11 protein-coding genes are annotated in these 15,279 nt (G+C 51.1%); 9 read left to right on the top strand and 2 right to left on the bottom strand.

All coding sequences use genetic code 11. The features are described 5' to 3' along the window. Positions 1-18 precede the first annotated feature (18 nt). From BGP85_RS20530 to BGP85_RS20515, 4 genes are read left to right on the top strand one after another with little or no spacing between them, the layout of a single operon-like run. The gene (locus tag BGP85_RS20530; RefSeq protein WP_103449622.1) at positions 19-1,623 is read left to right on the top strand and encodes an aldolase catalytic domain-containing protein; all 1,605 of its coding nucleotides are present in this window, start codon (positions 19-21) and stop codon (positions 1,621-1,623) included. Next, positions 1,620-2,315, top strand: a complete 696-nt coding sequence (locus BGP85_RS20525; protein ID WP_103449621.1) for an acylneuraminate cytidylyltransferase family protein — start codon at positions 1,620-1,622, stop codon at positions 2,313-2,315. Before BGP85_RS20530 ends, BGP85_RS20525 begins: the two co-directional genes overlap by 4 nt. Further along, on the top strand, positions 2,312-2,992 hold the full coding sequence (locus BGP85_RS20520; RefSeq protein WP_103449620.1) for an HAD family hydrolase: 681 nt from the start codon (positions 2,312-2,314) through the stop codon (positions 2,990-2,992). Before BGP85_RS20525 ends, BGP85_RS20520 begins: the two co-directional genes overlap by 4 nt. A 37-nt stretch (positions 2,993-3,029) precedes the next feature. Then, entirely contained in the window at positions 3,030-4,139 is a 1,110-nt protein-coding gene (locus tag BGP85_RS20515; RefSeq protein ID WP_181005070.1) for a hypothetical protein, read from the top strand. Between the two features lie 175 nt (positions 4,140-4,314). Here BGP85_RS20515 and BGP85_RS20510 read toward each other — a convergent pair whose 3' ends face one another. Then, positions 4,315-5,325 carry a hypothetical protein gene (locus BGP85_RS20510; RefSeq protein ID WP_103466510.1) on the bottom strand — a complete coding sequence of 337 codons (1,011 nt, stop codon included), beginning with the start codon at positions 5,323-5,325 and terminating at the stop codon, positions 4,315-4,317. A gap of 1 nt (position 5,326) precedes the next feature. After that, entirely contained in the window at positions 5,327-8,746 is a 3,420-nt protein-coding gene (locus tag BGP85_RS20505) for a glycosyltransferase (protein ID WP_103449619.1), read from the bottom strand. 432 nt (positions 8,747-9,178) lie between these two features. Between BGP85_RS20505 and rfbB the strand changes: the two genes are divergently transcribed. The 5 genes from rfbB (at position 9,179) to BGP85_RS20480 (ending at position 14,871) form a co-directional block, all read left to right on the top strand. Beyond that, positions 9,179-10,279, top strand: coding sequence for a dTDP-glucose 4,6-dehydratase (rfbB, locus tag BGP85_RS20500; protein WP_103449618.1), 1,101 nt, complete (start codon positions 9,179-9,181; stop codon positions 10,277-10,279). Then, a complete protein-coding gene (gene rfbD, locus BGP85_RS20495; RefSeq protein ID WP_103449617.1) occupies positions 10,276-11,178 on the top strand; it encodes a dTDP-4-dehydrorhamnose reductase in 903 nt (300 codons plus the stop codon). The genes rfbB and rfbD overlap by 4 nt, the downstream gene beginning before the upstream one ends. 11 nt (positions 11,179-11,189) lie before the next feature. Next, positions 11,190-12,071 (top strand): glucose-1-phosphate thymidylyltransferase RfbA, encoded by an 882-nt coding sequence (rfbA, locus tag BGP85_RS20490; RefSeq protein ID WP_103449616.1) that lies wholly within the window; start codon positions 11,190-11,192, stop codon positions 12,069-12,071. Beyond that, entirely contained in the window at positions 12,071-12,619 is a 549-nt protein-coding gene (gene rfbC / locus BGP85_RS20485) for a dTDP-4-dehydrorhamnose 3,5-epimerase (RefSeq protein WP_103449615.1), read from the top strand. The genes rfbA and rfbC overlap by 1 nt, the downstream gene beginning before the upstream one ends. Positions 12,620-12,843: 224 nt before the next feature. Then, positions 12,844-14,871: a hypothetical protein gene (locus tag BGP85_RS20480; protein ID WP_103449614.1), complete on the top strand. Its 2,028-nt coding sequence runs from the start codon at positions 12,844-12,846 to the stop codon at positions 14,869-14,871. The last annotated feature ends 408 nt before the right edge of the window (positions 14,872-15,279 follow it).

The following is a 15,279-nucleotide window of genomic DNA, read 5'->3' as shown; positions in this document are numbered from 1 at the left end:
AAAATGGACGGATCATAAATGAAGCATTTGGATTGCACGCTACGAGACGGTGGCTATTACAACAACTGGAATTTCTCCGAAACGCTGGTAGCGCAGTACATCGCTGCCATGCAAGCCGCAGGCATCCACACCATTGAGCTAGGGCTCCGCTCCCTGAAAAATAACAAATTCAGTGGCGCGTGCGCATACACTACTGATAATTTCCTGCGCACCCTGGCTATTCCACCATGCTTTACCGTCGGCGTGATGGTGAATGCTAGCGAACTGGTAGGTCAGCTTCCGCTTCAGCAAGCACTGAACCTTTTATTCCCTGTTAGAGCAGATGATTCGCCTATTGATCTGGTACGTATTGCTTGCCACGTCCACGAATTTGCCGATGCGCTGCCAGCCTCTAACTGGCTGAAAGAGCGCGGTTATCAAGTCGGCTTTAACCTGATGCAGGTAGCCAACTGCTCAGAGCGTGAAATCAAATCACTGGCGAAGCTTGCCACCGGCTTCCCACTGGACGTTCTTTACTTTGCGGATAGCATGGGCAGTATGTCGCCTGACGACGTTGCTGAAATTATAAAATGGATCAAGAGTGAGTGGCATGGCCCGCTGGGAATCCATACCCATGATAACTTGGGCCTTGCTTTGTCCAATTCGCTACGCGCTATGGATGAAGGCGTCACCTGGATTGATTCGACAGTGACCGGCATGGGCAGAGGTCCAGGGAATGCTCGTACAGAAGAACTTGCGATTGAAATCTCTGCCCGAGAGCAAAAAGCATCGAATTTCATCCCATTAATGCAACTACTTCGCGAACACTTCAAACCCATGCAAGCAGAATATGGCTGGGGCACCAACCCATATTATTATCTCGCCGGCAAGTACGGCATTCACCCTACTTACATCCAGCAAATGCTCAGCGACTCTCGCTTCGGGGAAGAAGATATTCTTGCTGTCATTGAGCATCTTCGTAAAGAGGGTGGAAAAAAATACAGCGAAAACACATTAGACGCTGCCAGGCATTTCTACCAGGGAAACCCGACTGGAAATTGGCTACCTGAAAGCCTTTTCCTGGAAAAGGAAGTACTGCTGTTGGGTACTGGACCGGGTGTTGCTGCACACCGGCGAGCATTGGAGCAATTCATCACCGAACATAAGCCATTGGTCGTGGCATTGAACACACAAAGCTCGATTGCAGCTGAGTTTATCGATGTGAGGGTAGCCTGCCATCCAGTGCGTTTGCTTGCAGACTGTGAAGCGCATATCAACCTGCCTCAACCTCTGATTACACCGTTTTCAATGCTCCCAGCCGATGTACAGGATGCGCTGAGAAGCAAGAATATTTTTGACTATGGGCTGAATGTACAGAGTGAGAAATTTTCTTTCGAGGAAACGCACTGCACCATTCCGACCTCACTAGTGGTTGCTTATGCGCTAGCCGTAGCTGCTTCCGGTAAGGCAAAGCGTATTCTGATGGCAGGCTTTGATGGTTACACCGGCGAGGACCCGCGCAACGCCGACACCAATAACTTGCTCAAGAAGTACCAAGAAACCCCAGGCAGCACCCCTCTGCTGTGCCTGACCCCAACGCGCTACGACATCAAATGCCAAAGCATCTACGGACCAGTGAAATGAACAAGCAAAAGCTAACTTGCTTCCTCCCCTGCAGAAAGGGAAGCGAGCGGATCCCACAAAAAAACATCAAGCCATTTGCAGGATTTGAATTTGGCATGATTGAAATCAAACTTAAGCAACTGATTGAGTCGAGCCGCGTCGACGAAATCATGCTAAGCACCAATGACGACTGCATTCTCGAATATGCGTCCTCCCTGAAATGCGAAAAAATCAGACTTCACAAAAGATCCGAGGCACTGTCTTCAAGCAGCACAAGCACAGATGAACTCGTAGCGCACGCGGCATCCTTAATCCACGAAGGGGACATTCTCTGGACGCACGTCACATCGCCATTCTTAACAGCTGACCATTACAACGACATCATTTCCCTTTACTACCAGAAGATTAGCGAAGGGCATGACTCGCTAATGACAACAACGCTTCTACATAGCTTCCTCTGGGATCAGAAACAACCACTCAACTATGACAGGAATGTTGAAAAGTGGCCTAGAACCCAGACCCTCGAAGCGATCCATGAGATCAATAGCGGCGCCTTCATTGCCAGCACTGAAATTTACAAAAAACTAGATGACCGTATCGGCAAGAAACCCTACCTTCACCCACTTGATAAGCTCGTAAGCCATGACATCGACTGGCCTGAAGATTTCACAGTTGCAGAATGCCTGATTGACAGAGGACTGGTGAGGGTATGACAAACTGCAAACTCGATCTGTCAAACTACTCAACATTAGTTTTCGACTGCGACGGAGTTGTACTCAACTCTAACAAAGTAAAGACCCAAGCCTTTTACCAAGCTGCTTTACCCTATGGAAAGCAAGCCGCAGAGGCGTTGGCAAAATACCATGTTGAAAATGGCGGAATATCTCGCTACAAAAAGTTCTCATACTTCTTAGAGCACATAATCCCTCAACAAACCACCGAAGGTCTTATTGACACTCTGCTATCCGTTTACGCCAACCATGTCCAGGAGGGACTACTGAATTGTGAGATATCACCAGGAATCTATGACCTGCGCAAAGAAACCGAACACGCCAAGTGGCTAATTGTGTCCGGCGGCGATGAAAATGAACTTCGCTCCATTTTCGAAATTCGTAATATTTCTAGTATGTTTGACGGCGGCATATTTGGAAGCCCTGACACTAAAGAACATATCCTTTCTCGCGAACAAAGCAATGGCAACATCAGCTCAAGCTCGCTATTCTTAGGCGACAGCAAATACGATCACCACGCCGCCATCGGCGCCAACATGGATTTTATATTCCTAAACAAGTGGTCGGAAGTTAACAACTGGCAGCAATGGTGCGAAGATAAAAAAATCCGTCACCGTTCTGACCTGTCCTCATTGACCTCCCTATCGTGTAATTATTAGCACTACCTGTACCAGCCACTCGTCGATACGAAAACCAATGAGAGCTAAACAAATGATTATCGGACCATCACATGTTGTGCGATGGAATAGATTAAAAAACTTTTTCGCCATCGACGAAGACTTTTATGGCCTAGGTGGATTACCGATCTGGCACCACAATATAAAGAAAACGATCAACACCGACCGTCAGTTCATCATGGTTGGCGATTTCAGGTTCGGCAATTCATACCATCTAACCAACAATGAAATCGATGCCTTTACGGTAAACAAAGACCTAATCAACCACGAAACAGATCGACTTATGTTCGAGAAGTCCAGCGAGAGCCTTCACCAGCTGACCACGAACAATATACGATTAGTATTTTGGTGCCTATTTATCAGAGAATACAAAAACATTCAAAGCTTCAAATACGTAACGAAAGGTGATTACAAGCACCCAATCTGGAACTTGACATCCATCGAAAACACTTACCCAAACTGCATAAAACTCTCGGGCCTACTTAAGCATAGTTTAGATTTTTTATTTATCGACAGCAGCAATCACCCCTCGACATTTGGATATATCTTCCTCAGAGCTCTGCATAACGGCCAGAATGCAAACCAAGCGATGCTAACAGCCCTCCATGCAAAGGCTGAACTCTTTAAAATCTACAATGTATTCAGCAATAATAAATTTATTATATCTGGCACGAACAGTACTTTCCGCCTTGTAAAAGACTACCTTAGCAAAGGCATATTAGATTCAAGTAAACTGCATAACCTGCACGTACGAGAAGCAGACGAAGCTTTATTCGCCTCACACAAATTCCACAAAAACATCATTTACTTCGCAAAAGATGAAGACGCGAAACTTGACAGCACAGAGTACTCGTTCTTTGATAAAGCCCCATACGAAAACAAAGTACTTATCATAAAAAGACTTGAAAAAACATATTTCTACTCTGCCAATAAATTGGAAAAACCCAAGCTTGTTTTCGTATTAGTCACAAATGAGGACGACGAAGAAATCGTTGGAAACATATACAACCTAATCGGGCTATCACAAGTCCTCTATTACGCGATGGCCATTTGCTCAAGCCACGAAACCATTACAAACAACCCCTACCTAACATTTAGAGAACTAGCCAGACGCCACCCCGCGGAATAATTCTTCGCCCAACAAGCCCCTTCAGAATCAGAAGCGCACTTAAAAACAACCACGCATGACACAGAATCAAACCACGAGTGCAACCCCCAAGGGTACTTCAAAATAGGTAAACACATAGAATATGGCCCTAGCGCCCTCTAGAGCCATACTTTCAATGCAATGCCTTATCAAGCATTTATGAACTGAGCAACTTTTCGGCACCATCAAAGAACTTACTATTGAATTTTATCCTTGAATTTTGAAAACGACTAAATATAGCGGAAAACACAATTTTTCCGGAATATTTAAAATCAGCATACCTTGACTCCGGCGGAATTTTACTCAAACTTTTCGCTGCACACTTTAGAGCCAGCTCTCCCAGATTCAATAGGGCATGGCAATCAGACAACTGACCTAGTACCCAGTCATTGCGGCCATGATAAATATCATTTATCGATTTTCTCGAAAACTCAAAAGCTGCCAAATATTTCCAGCCTGCCGCCTTAGCGTCCCCCTCGCAGCGAAGCATAGTTGCCTTTAAAATCAAACAAAGGCAATAGTTCCAGTAGCTTAGCTGATTCAGATGGGGCTCATACGATTGTATGGTGACATCAACAATAGCATTGGCCGTCTCTGTTCTATCATTCAATAGGAGAGCTAGGGAAAGCGCAGTCGTGGAGGAGATCCCCCAGCGCACAACATTTGGGAGCGTTCGATCAACTGAATCATCAAAGCTTTTCTTCGCCTCGACCAATACATCCAAAATCCAGCCTCTATACTCGGGAGCCTCCAAGTATTTATATGAAATGAGCGTGATTAAAGAACCATAAAAGTGATTAGCCGAAGGCATTATAGACAAAGCGTTGTAGGCAACAAAGAACAACTCATTGTTACTCAATCCACGCGTTGAAGCATTAACTATCGCACCGGTGACATAAAACTCATCAGAAAGCCGATCACAGTCTAGTCGATACTTCGAAAATACATCACTTAAGCTAACACCACCCGATTCCGAGCAAACCACAAGATCTTCATAAATACTAAAATCTTTAATATTTACTTCGACAGACAAGCGCTCACCGCCGTGATTACTGAGCTGCTTGAACGGCACCTCCACCTGCCCTTGCCTTACAGATTGTACGCTTGTAATTTCACTCTCTGAAAGTGCCACAATAACAGAGGAAAGGCCAACATCAACAATCTTCATATCAACGATCCTTTTCTTCAGCAGCCCTTTCATAAACGCTAACCAGTAAAGCAACTTGATCAGCCGCCGTTTTCCTGATCACTTCACGAGAAAGTTGTTTATGCTCGATTACAGCGCTATCTATTCGCGCCAAGACGTTAGCGATATCGCTTTCAAAGGGTTCAATTACGTAACCACTCACACCAGGGACAATATCTTCCCCTATACCGCCCAGATTGCTTGCAACTACCCAACAGCCGCACGCGACCGCCTCGCGGGTGACCAGACCAAAACTCTCCGGCCAAGTTGAGGGCGCGAACAGAACATCAATTTTACGATAAAGATCAACTACATCCTCCTGCCTAACCCGCCCAATAAATTTAACGGGGACGTCCCCCCAGTGCGAGTAATGCTCGTACCCTTCTTCCTTCGAGTGGTCAACGACAAGGAACTCTATATTCTTAGGCTGAGATGCAAGTACAGCCTCCTTCAGCAGGTAGTACCCTTTGTGCTCAGACATCCCGCCAATGTGGCCACAAACCACTTTACTGGAGTAGGCCGTGTCTTTACTCTGCCATCGCACGTCATCGGATATCCCATTCGGTATCACTGTAACTTCAGCAATCCCATTCGCTCTGTAAATCTCTGCAAATGCGTTGGATACGGTCAGGACTTCAGTAGCTCCAAGCAACAACTCCTTAAGATCACGACGACGCTCGATAGAGTCTGCGAGCTTGATATTGGTCGGCAACTCAATCTTTTCATATAGGTCTGGGTGCCCTTGCGGATAGACTTTAGAGTTATGGTCCACCAAAAACTGAAAATCTGAAATCCACCAGGCATCGTGCGCTGTAACAACGTATGGCACGCCACTGTCTTTTGCAGCAGCTACTATAGAAGCAGTTAAACGCTGGACACAGTGGAAATGTATAAGGTCCGGCTTTTCACTGTCCAAGAACTCGCTGAAAAGGCGATACATTTCAGGATCTTTCGGATGCCAGTCCATATGTTCACGCCAAAGCGTGGTCGCACGATAAACACGACAGCCTTCGTGATTATAGACGGTTAGCTTGTGCGGTTCGCGACACTCAACATCAGCAGTAAATACACACAAGTCAAATTGATCAGCGTAATCCTTCACCAGCGTTGAGAAATTATCTGCAACAACACGCGTCGCCCCACCAATTGATTGGGGAGGGAAAAACACGTTAACCAATGCAACTTTTTTCTTTACTGCAGCCTTAGAGAGTGCATAACTACCAATGTTCTTGCCCAGGGATTTACCTAGCGCGTCCAAACCATAGTCGGAGATTGCGCGGCGTTGAGCAGTATCTCCAACCGCACGGCGTAAATCGCTATCACCTACCAACTGCTTCAGCGCCGAATACCACTCACTTTCACTGCTTGCCAGATATCCGTCCTCACCATCCTTGACGACATCTCTGTAGTTCTCCGTCGTGCTCAATACGGACGGAATCCCGTAGCACGCGGCTTCAAACCATTTAAGCTCACTTTTGCAGGAGTTGATCCGATCATCATGCAGCACGGCAATATTGATATCGGCCTGTTCCAGAAGCGACCAATAACCTTGCACACTATCAATTGCAGGAAGATGAATGTACCTTCCCTCATAGGCTTGTTGAAACGCCTTCGGCAATCGAAGATAACCAACTACAATCAACCGAACATTAGCAAAATCATTAAATATCCGCTCGATTGCAGGCAGCGCCTGCTCAATAAAATCAGTATTATGTGCCTGCGTCCCACTTCCGTAGAAGATATCTATGTGCTTCTTGGCAGTTTTGTCAGAGGTGCGTATTTTATTGAGGCTATCCAAACCGTTACGATGAAGCCAGCAACGCTGTTCCTGCACCAAGCTTTGCAACTCGCGTCTTAGGGGTTCTGTCGAGGCAATACCATGCCGGCACAGTCGAGCTGCGGCGTTGAATAATGCCATCCCTCGAGTCAATTCTCGATAGGTCTCAATGGACACATAGCCGCCATAACTTTCCAAGACAGGCGGATACTCTGGTACAAAAAGCAGATCATCAATTTCGTAGAGACTGAGCTTTCCGGTCGCGTTAACCTGCGCGATGGCCTTAATGACTTGCACCACGGCAGGTACACGATAGAATATTACAACATCATGCAGCGCCAATTCATTCTGTTTGAATTGAAGCTCAGTCCAGTCTATCGCGGTGGCTTTCTTCCCCTGCAGCTGCAGTTGCTCAAGCTTTTGGTCTATTCGGTAGCGAACGCATTGCGGAACGTGGAAATCACCAACAATAAGAACACGATCGGTATTGATATCTCCTAGCGGCCCCAATTTCGGAATGGAGGACTCGCTACTCGATGCATCAACACCGCTGGCAGTCAGATAAGCGCGATAGATAAAATTTACAACCTCACACGCTTCTTTAATTAAAAGACCACGATCTTGCATATCCACGCGAACCAGCATGGACGCATGTTGATCTTGCCACTTCTCCTCGACCAATCGATCTAATTCATCATAGAGCGCTCGATGATTAGGATTGCGTAAAATGCCTTGCGAGAGCATTTCAATCGCTTCATCAGGGCGGTGCAGCCTCTTAAGGCAGAGCGCACAATTAAACTCCGTCCAGATTGATGCACCTGGTATAACCGATGCTGCCTGGAAGTATCGGAGCGCAATACTGACATGGCCTTCATCCAGATAACTGGAGCCCAGTTTATTTAACGCTTCAGCGGAAGGTGCAATGCCGAGCGCGGCTTGAAGAAGGTTACGCCCCTGCTGCTTCTTTTGGGACTCAAGGTAGTATGAACCCAAGCCAAGCAGTACAACTTGAGTCTTGTGTGGTGTATCTTCAAGTGGCAAAGGGATGACATTGTTACCTAGCAATGTATCAAAAACCCGCTGAGGGCTTACTTCAAAACCATCACGAGCACTGCGCTCAAGAACGGCAGAAATATTAAAACCTGTTGGAATCAGACGCTCAGACAGGTTATTCTTGGCTGCCCATTTTGCAATAGAAGGAGTGCGCCCTTCAGATTTTCCATACCGTTGATAATGTAGTTCCGCCTGCGGCAGCGTTGTGATGCCATTGGCTTTCAAGTCTGGATACAGAGCAAGGTAAAAATCCAGCTCCACTTTTTGGTTCCGTAGTGAGCGGGGCTTCGACTCTGGTGCGGTTTCGACTACGGACTTCTCACTGGCGAGCTCAGCATCGCCTGCTGCATGGGACGCTGACCCATACCGCCCTTCTCGATAGCCAAATTCATGCCAGTGACGTATAAGATCTTCATCGCTCAAGTCAGCCAAGTCAGCATAACTGAGGCGATAATAAGCGGCATCCAAAGCAATTCTATACGATCCGGCCTTTTGCTGAGTCGCAATCGCCCCGGGCGCAGCCTCAATACGTGCTCGCCCTTCAAAACTTTGATCTTTTTCCCTGACTGACATCTATAACGTTCCTATTCATTCCCATCACCCATTAAAAGTGGACAATTGGATAATTCCCTTTCTTACTAATCAAGCTGAACTAGCAAGCATTTTTAATGTCCATCTATACAATCTCTGATCAACTTGCTCCGGATCAGCGTCTTTGCCCCACCACAGCCATTAAGACCCCTTAATGTCAAGCGTCTGCTCATCTTCTCCAGGCTCGCATTGATCGCCATCACCTTGAGCCCTCTGCTGCGGCCCTTCTTAAGAGCAGGATTGCCGACCTGGGAGATTGTGGCGACAAACACCACCTCACCATCAAGTGTGTATTTTTACAAATCAGGGTGGTCTAATTCAGACACGCGCTGATTTTCTGGCTAAGGTTGATGCGAAGTTTCTCAGCGTGGTGTGCTTAGGACAACATTTTTCGATCAAATAGAGCAGCTTTCTATGATATTTGTAACAGGCGGTGCCGGCTTCATCGGCTCGAATTTCGTACTGCAGTGGTGCGCGAACAACAGCGAACCCGTCGTCAACCTTGATGCGCTCACCTATGCAGGCAACCTGGGCAACCTGCAGTCGATAGAGGGCAATACACAGCACCAGTTTGTTCGCGGCAACATCTGTGATGCAGCGCTGCTGGCCCAACTATTCGCTGAGCATCGCCCCCGCGCGGTCGTGCATTTCGCAGCGGAGTCGCACGTTGACCGCTCAATCACTGGCCCCGAAGCTTTCGTCGAAACCAACGTAGTAGGCACCTTCCGCCTACTCGAAGCGGCACGCGCGCACTGGAACAGCCTCGAAGGCGACGAGAAAGAAGCATTCCGCTTCCTGCACGTCTCCACCGACGAGGTGTACGGTACGCTCGGGCCAAACGACCCAGCGTTCACCGAAACCACTCCGTACGCCCCCAACAGCCCTTACTCGGCCAGCAAAGCTGCCAGCGACCACTTGGTGCGCTCGTACTTCCACACCTACGGAATGCCGGTGCTGACCACCAACTGCTCGAACAACTACGGCCCCTTCCACTTCCCGGAAAAACTGATCCCGTTGATGATCGTCAACGCCTTGGCCGGTAAAGCACTGCCGGTATATGGCGACGGTCAGCAAATCCGCGACTGGCTGTATGTGGAAGACCACTGCTCGGGCATCCGCCGCGTGCTGGAGGCCGGAACCTTCGGCGAAACCTACAACATCGGCGGCTGGAACGAGAAAGCCAACATCGACATCGTTCGCACCCTTTGCGGCCTGCTCGATGAGCTTGCCCCTGCCACCTCGCGCCAAGTGATCAATCAGCAGACTGGCAAACCGGTCGAGCAATACGCAGAACTGATCACCTATGTCACCGACCGCCCAGGGCACGACCGCCGCTACGCCATCGATGCTCGCAAGATCGAGCGCGAATTGGGCTGGAAGCCTGCTGAAACCTTCGATACCGGTATCCGCAAGACCGTAATGTGGTATCTGGCCAATCAGGAGTGGGTAAAAGGCGTCATGGATGGCAGCTACCGCGACTGGGTTGCTCAGCAGTACGGAGCAAACAAGGCGTGAAAATCCTGCTGTTGGGAAAAAACGGCCAGGTAGGCTGGGAACTACAGCGCGCTTTGGCCCCGCTGGGTGAAGTCATTGCACTGGATCGCCAAGGTAGCGGCGAGCTCTGTGGCGACTTGGCTGAGCTGGAAAACCTTGCTGCCACCGTGCGCCAAGTGGCCCCCGATGTGATAGTCAATGCGGCCGCCTACACGGCGGTGGACAAGGCGGAAAGCGAACAGGCGCTAGCAACACTGATCAATGCCGAGGCTCCTGGCGTGCTGGCACGCGAAGCTGCAGCATTGGGCGCCTGGCTGATTCACTACTCCACGGACTATGTGTTCGATGGCAGCGGGCAGAGCCGCTGGCAGGAAGATGCCCCCACTGGTCCATTGTCTGTCTATGGCCGCAGCAAGCTCGAAGGTGAACGCGCCATCAAGGCCAGCGGCGCCCGCGCCGTGGTACTGCGCACCAGCTGGGTGTATGCTGCGCGGGGTCATAACTTTGCCAAGACCATGCTGCGCCTGGCTGCCGAGCGTGATGCGCTCAATGTAGTAGCCGACCAGTTTGGTGCCCCTACCGGGGCTGAACTGATCGCAGATGTCACTGCACACATCCTGCGACAGATCACCAATGCTGCAGACGCAAGCCAGTTGGCCGGTACCTATCACCTGGCCGCAGCGGGCGAAACCAGCTGGCACGGCTTTGCTCGGTTCGTGCTGGCTCACGCCGGCAGTAAAGGTGTTGCGCTGAAGGTTTCGGCCGAGCAGGTCGGTGCCATCAGCACCGAGGACTATCCAGTACCCGCACCACGGCCGCGCAACTCGCGCCTGGCGCTGGACAAGCTCGAAAGCACCTTCAAACTCAAGATGCCGCTTTGGGAGCAAGGCGTGCAACGGATGCTGGACGAAATTCAGTAATAGGGACTCTCATGGCTCGTAAAGGAATTATTCTGGCTGGCGGCTCAGGCACTCGCCTGCACCCAGCCACACTGTCGGTATCGAAACAGCTGCTGCCGGTGTATGACAAACCGATGATCTACTACCCGCTAAGCACCCTGCTGCTGGCTGGTATTCGCGACATCCTGATCATTTCCACACCGCAGGACACGCCGCGTTTCGAACAGCTGCTGGGCAACGGCAGCCAGTGGGGCCTTAACCTTTCTTATGCAGTGCAGCCAAGCCCGGACGGGTTGGCGCAAGCATTCACCATCGGTGCCGACTTCATTGGCAACGATACGTCGGCCCTGGTACTGGGTGACAACATTTTCTACGGCCACGACTTCCAGTCGCTGCTGCTCAACGCCGGCCAGCGTGAAACTGGCGCCTCGGTTTTCGCTTACCACGTTCAGGACCCGGAGCGTTACGGCGTAGCGGAGTTCGACGACAGTGGTCGCGTGCTCTCGCTCGAAGAGAAGCCGAAAGTACCTAAATCCAGCTATGCAGTGACCGGCCTCTATTTCTACGACAATCAGGTTGTCGACCTGGCCCGAGGTCTGAAGCCGTCCGCCCGTGGCGAACTGGAGATCACCGACCTCAATAACCTCTACTTGCAGCAAGAACAACTGCAAGTCGAGATCATGGGTCGCGGTTACGCCTGGCTGGACACTGGCACCCATGACAGCCTGCTGGATGCCAGCCAGTACATCGCTACCATGGAACGGCGCCAAGGCCTCAAGGTCGCCTGCCCGGAAGAGATCTGCTATCGCGCCGGCTGGATCGATGCCGAGCAGCTCGAACGTCTGGCTCAACCGTTGCTGAAAAACGGCTACGGGCAGTACCTGAAAAACCTGCTCAAAGAAAAGGTGTTCTGATGCACGCGGTTCCTTTGGCCATCCCCGACGTTTTCCTGTTTACCCCGAAGGTGTTCGGCGATGAGCGTGGCTTCTTCTACGAAAGCTTCAATGCCAACATCTTCAGCGAAGTCACCGGCCAGCGCCCCGAGTTCGTTCAGGACAACCATTCGCGCTCGGTGAAGGGCGTCCTGCGCGGCCTGCATTACCAAATGCCGCCACACGCCCAAGGTAAACTGGTGCGCGTGATCCAGGGCGAAGTGTTCGACGTTGCGGTAGATATTCGTCGCTCCTCCCCTAGTTTTGGCAAATGGGTTGGCGCAATCCTTTCCGCTGAAAACAAGAGCCAGATGTGGATTCCTCCAGGATTCGCGCACGGCTTCGTCACCCTGAGTGATACCGCCGAGTTCCTGTACAAGACCACCGATTTCTACTCGCCTCGCAGCGAGCGCTGCATTGCCTGGAATGACCCGGCAATCGCGATCGAGTGGCCGATCGACTTTACTCCAAGCTTGTCTGGCAAGGATCAGCTCGGGGTGGCACTGGCTGACGCCGAACTGTTCGACTGATGATGTGAACGAGGCTGCGCACTACCATCGCAGCCTCGTTCCTCACCTGAAAAATCAGATTTCGCCTCTTTCTTGTAGTCCATATCCCAAAGTTGCTGTTGAAGCTCACGCGAGCACTCTTTTCGATCAGCAAGCAGTCTTTGAGGCAACAACAAAATAGCCCTGCTGTGGCACCTGTGATTGAATGCCGCCATTAAAATCAAAAAATGCAGGGATAACGTTCAATGGCAAGGCGTTTCACCCCCTCCGCTTCAGCGCAAACCGTCATAAGCAAGATCATCACCACCTTCGTCATCTTTTCCGCCTGCCTGGTGCTGATGGCGCTCCTGATTGCGTTCGCAGCTCCGTACTTCCACATCGGAGAGGGTGTCCAAGCCCCCATTCTCGCAACCCCCAGGATAGAGACCCCGAACCCGATAAGCCCCGAGCCCGTGGAGCGGCTCATCTTCGTACTCCTCGCCGCTCTTTCGCCTGCCGGGCTTGTTCTGGCCATCAAGTACAGCCAAGGCATTCAGTTCAAGGCGCGCCTCAATATTCTGGTAGCCGGCTTACTGTGCTTGGTATCCATCTACCCTTTCGTCACGTCGGATTTCGCTGGGGTCATGTTCTTTCCGGCCAGCGTTGCTGAAGTTGGCAAACCCGCCATGCTACTCATGGCCGCAGTACTCTGCGGGTTAGTCCTGAGCAGCGCCCGTTTCACCAAGACCGAACACCCAAGACCGCTGCTCTTCTCTTTGGGCATCGCTTGCTTGGCGGCAATCTTGCTGCAGATTCTCCCCTACCGCTTCAGCACGGCCAACACGGTCACCGAGGCACTGCAATGGTCCGTGAGTTACGACGCCGCCATCTTTGCCTTGACTCAGGTCGTGGCCGGCAAAACGCTGCTCGCTGACCTGCCTTCGCAATACGGTTTGTTTCCCGAACTCATCGCCCCCGTGTTCAAGGCGGTCGGCCTCAGCATTTCCTCATTGGCTACTTTTTTCGCGCTATTGCAGTTGATTGGCCTGCTGGGAATCGCGGCGATCCTGCATTGGTACGTGCATAACCCATTGCTCAGGCTGATGACATTCCTGTGCTTATTGGTTTCCACTGGCCTTTTCCTTTACCTGAACGGTTTTACTCAGGAGATCTACCTGCAGTACTACCCGATACGCTTCTTCTGCCCTACCGTTTCAATAGTGCTGTTCGCCCGCTACTGCTCTCAACCCAGCAACAGGCGCTTGACTTTCCTGGGCATGGCTGCGGGGTTATCGATATTCTGGAACCTGGATACGGGCATTCCCGTTCTGGTCGCAATCGGCGCATCGCTGACCGTAAAGTCCTGGTTCAAGCACCCTGTACGCCTGAGTGGGTTGCTCCCCGCCCTGAGCTTTACCGTTGCCGCCCTCGCCACCTTTGCAGGGCTAATGATGATCTTGCGGATCAAGGCGGGTGCGCCACTCGGCATCCAAGAGGCTCTCAGCGCCCAGAAGCTCTTTTATGGCAGCGGCTTCATGATGTTACCCCTGCCACAGCAGATGCACCCATGGCAGGTGGTGCTGGCAGTGTACGGGGCGGGGGCCATAACGGCCGTTTCAGCCTGGAAGCGCCACAGCAACCACCCCGTCTACGATGTACTGTTCTGCTGTTCGGTGCTGGGCCTTGGCTTGTTTACCTACTATCAGGGGCGATCACACATCTTTTGCCTGATGCTGGTGCTCTGGCCAGCACTGGTGGTGGCTGCAATCATGTGCGACTTGCTACTACGCTCATTTCGCAGGGGGGCACTTCCTGTGCCGTTTCTCCTCTTGGTTGCGCCATTTGTTTTTTTTGTAAGCCTGGGCAGTGTCACACTGGCCATGTCCAGCAGCGACCTGATAGCAACCGGTATCCGCAATCTTGCAAACGCCAGTGAGGCCAGGGATGCAACCGTTGCCAACGAACTCGAGTTCCTTCGGGCTACCGACAATGGCCGCAACTGCCTGATCCTCGCCCAACGGCAAGCCATCTACCATGCCGAGCTGAACACCGCCTCCCCAGTGCCGGGGCCGGGAATGATCGAAACGCTGCTACAAAGCGAGCTTGACACGCTCCAAGCGAATGCACTTTCGTTACAAGTGAAATGCATCTACCTCGGTGTAGGACCTAACTCGAAAACGTTGGCCTGGCTGGATGAGGCGCAGCTACTCGAGCATTTCGTCATTTCCGGCAAAAACAGTCTTGGAACGCTGTGGCTGTTGGAGCCCAAAGTAACAAACGCAATGAATAACTAACGCCCCGATACCGTGGCGCATAATTTGTCTGTTCAATGACATATGCGCCGCTTAATTAGGGATTATTGGCAATGGCAGGTGTCAACAGCAGCGACCTGCCGCCGTCATCACCTCAGAGGCCTGGCACTAGACGCATCCCAGAGTGCACTCACCCCGCACGTCAGATATGATGGCAGCGACTGACAGCGCGCCGTCTTCGGCCCGGCGCCTCATCGCACTCAGCATGGACAAGCACTTCAGCGTGATTAATGGATTTTCAGCTGGCGCCACGGCAGCCCAGCAAGCAACCCAGGCGCCCTTCGCCTACCACCAGCCCTGCCCCCCGCAGCCCCTCTCGGGCGCCGCGCAACGCATTCATCTCGCGGGGCGAGGACCCAGGCCAACTGTACCTTGCGATATTCTTTTGTC

This window comes from Pseudomonas putida (assembly GCF_002906855.1).
Taxonomy (GTDB): Bacteria; Pseudomonadota; Gammaproteobacteria; order Pseudomonadales; family Pseudomonadaceae; genus Aquipseudomonas; species Aquipseudomonas putida_N.
This window is presented reverse-complemented; position numbering and strand designations above follow the sequence as displayed.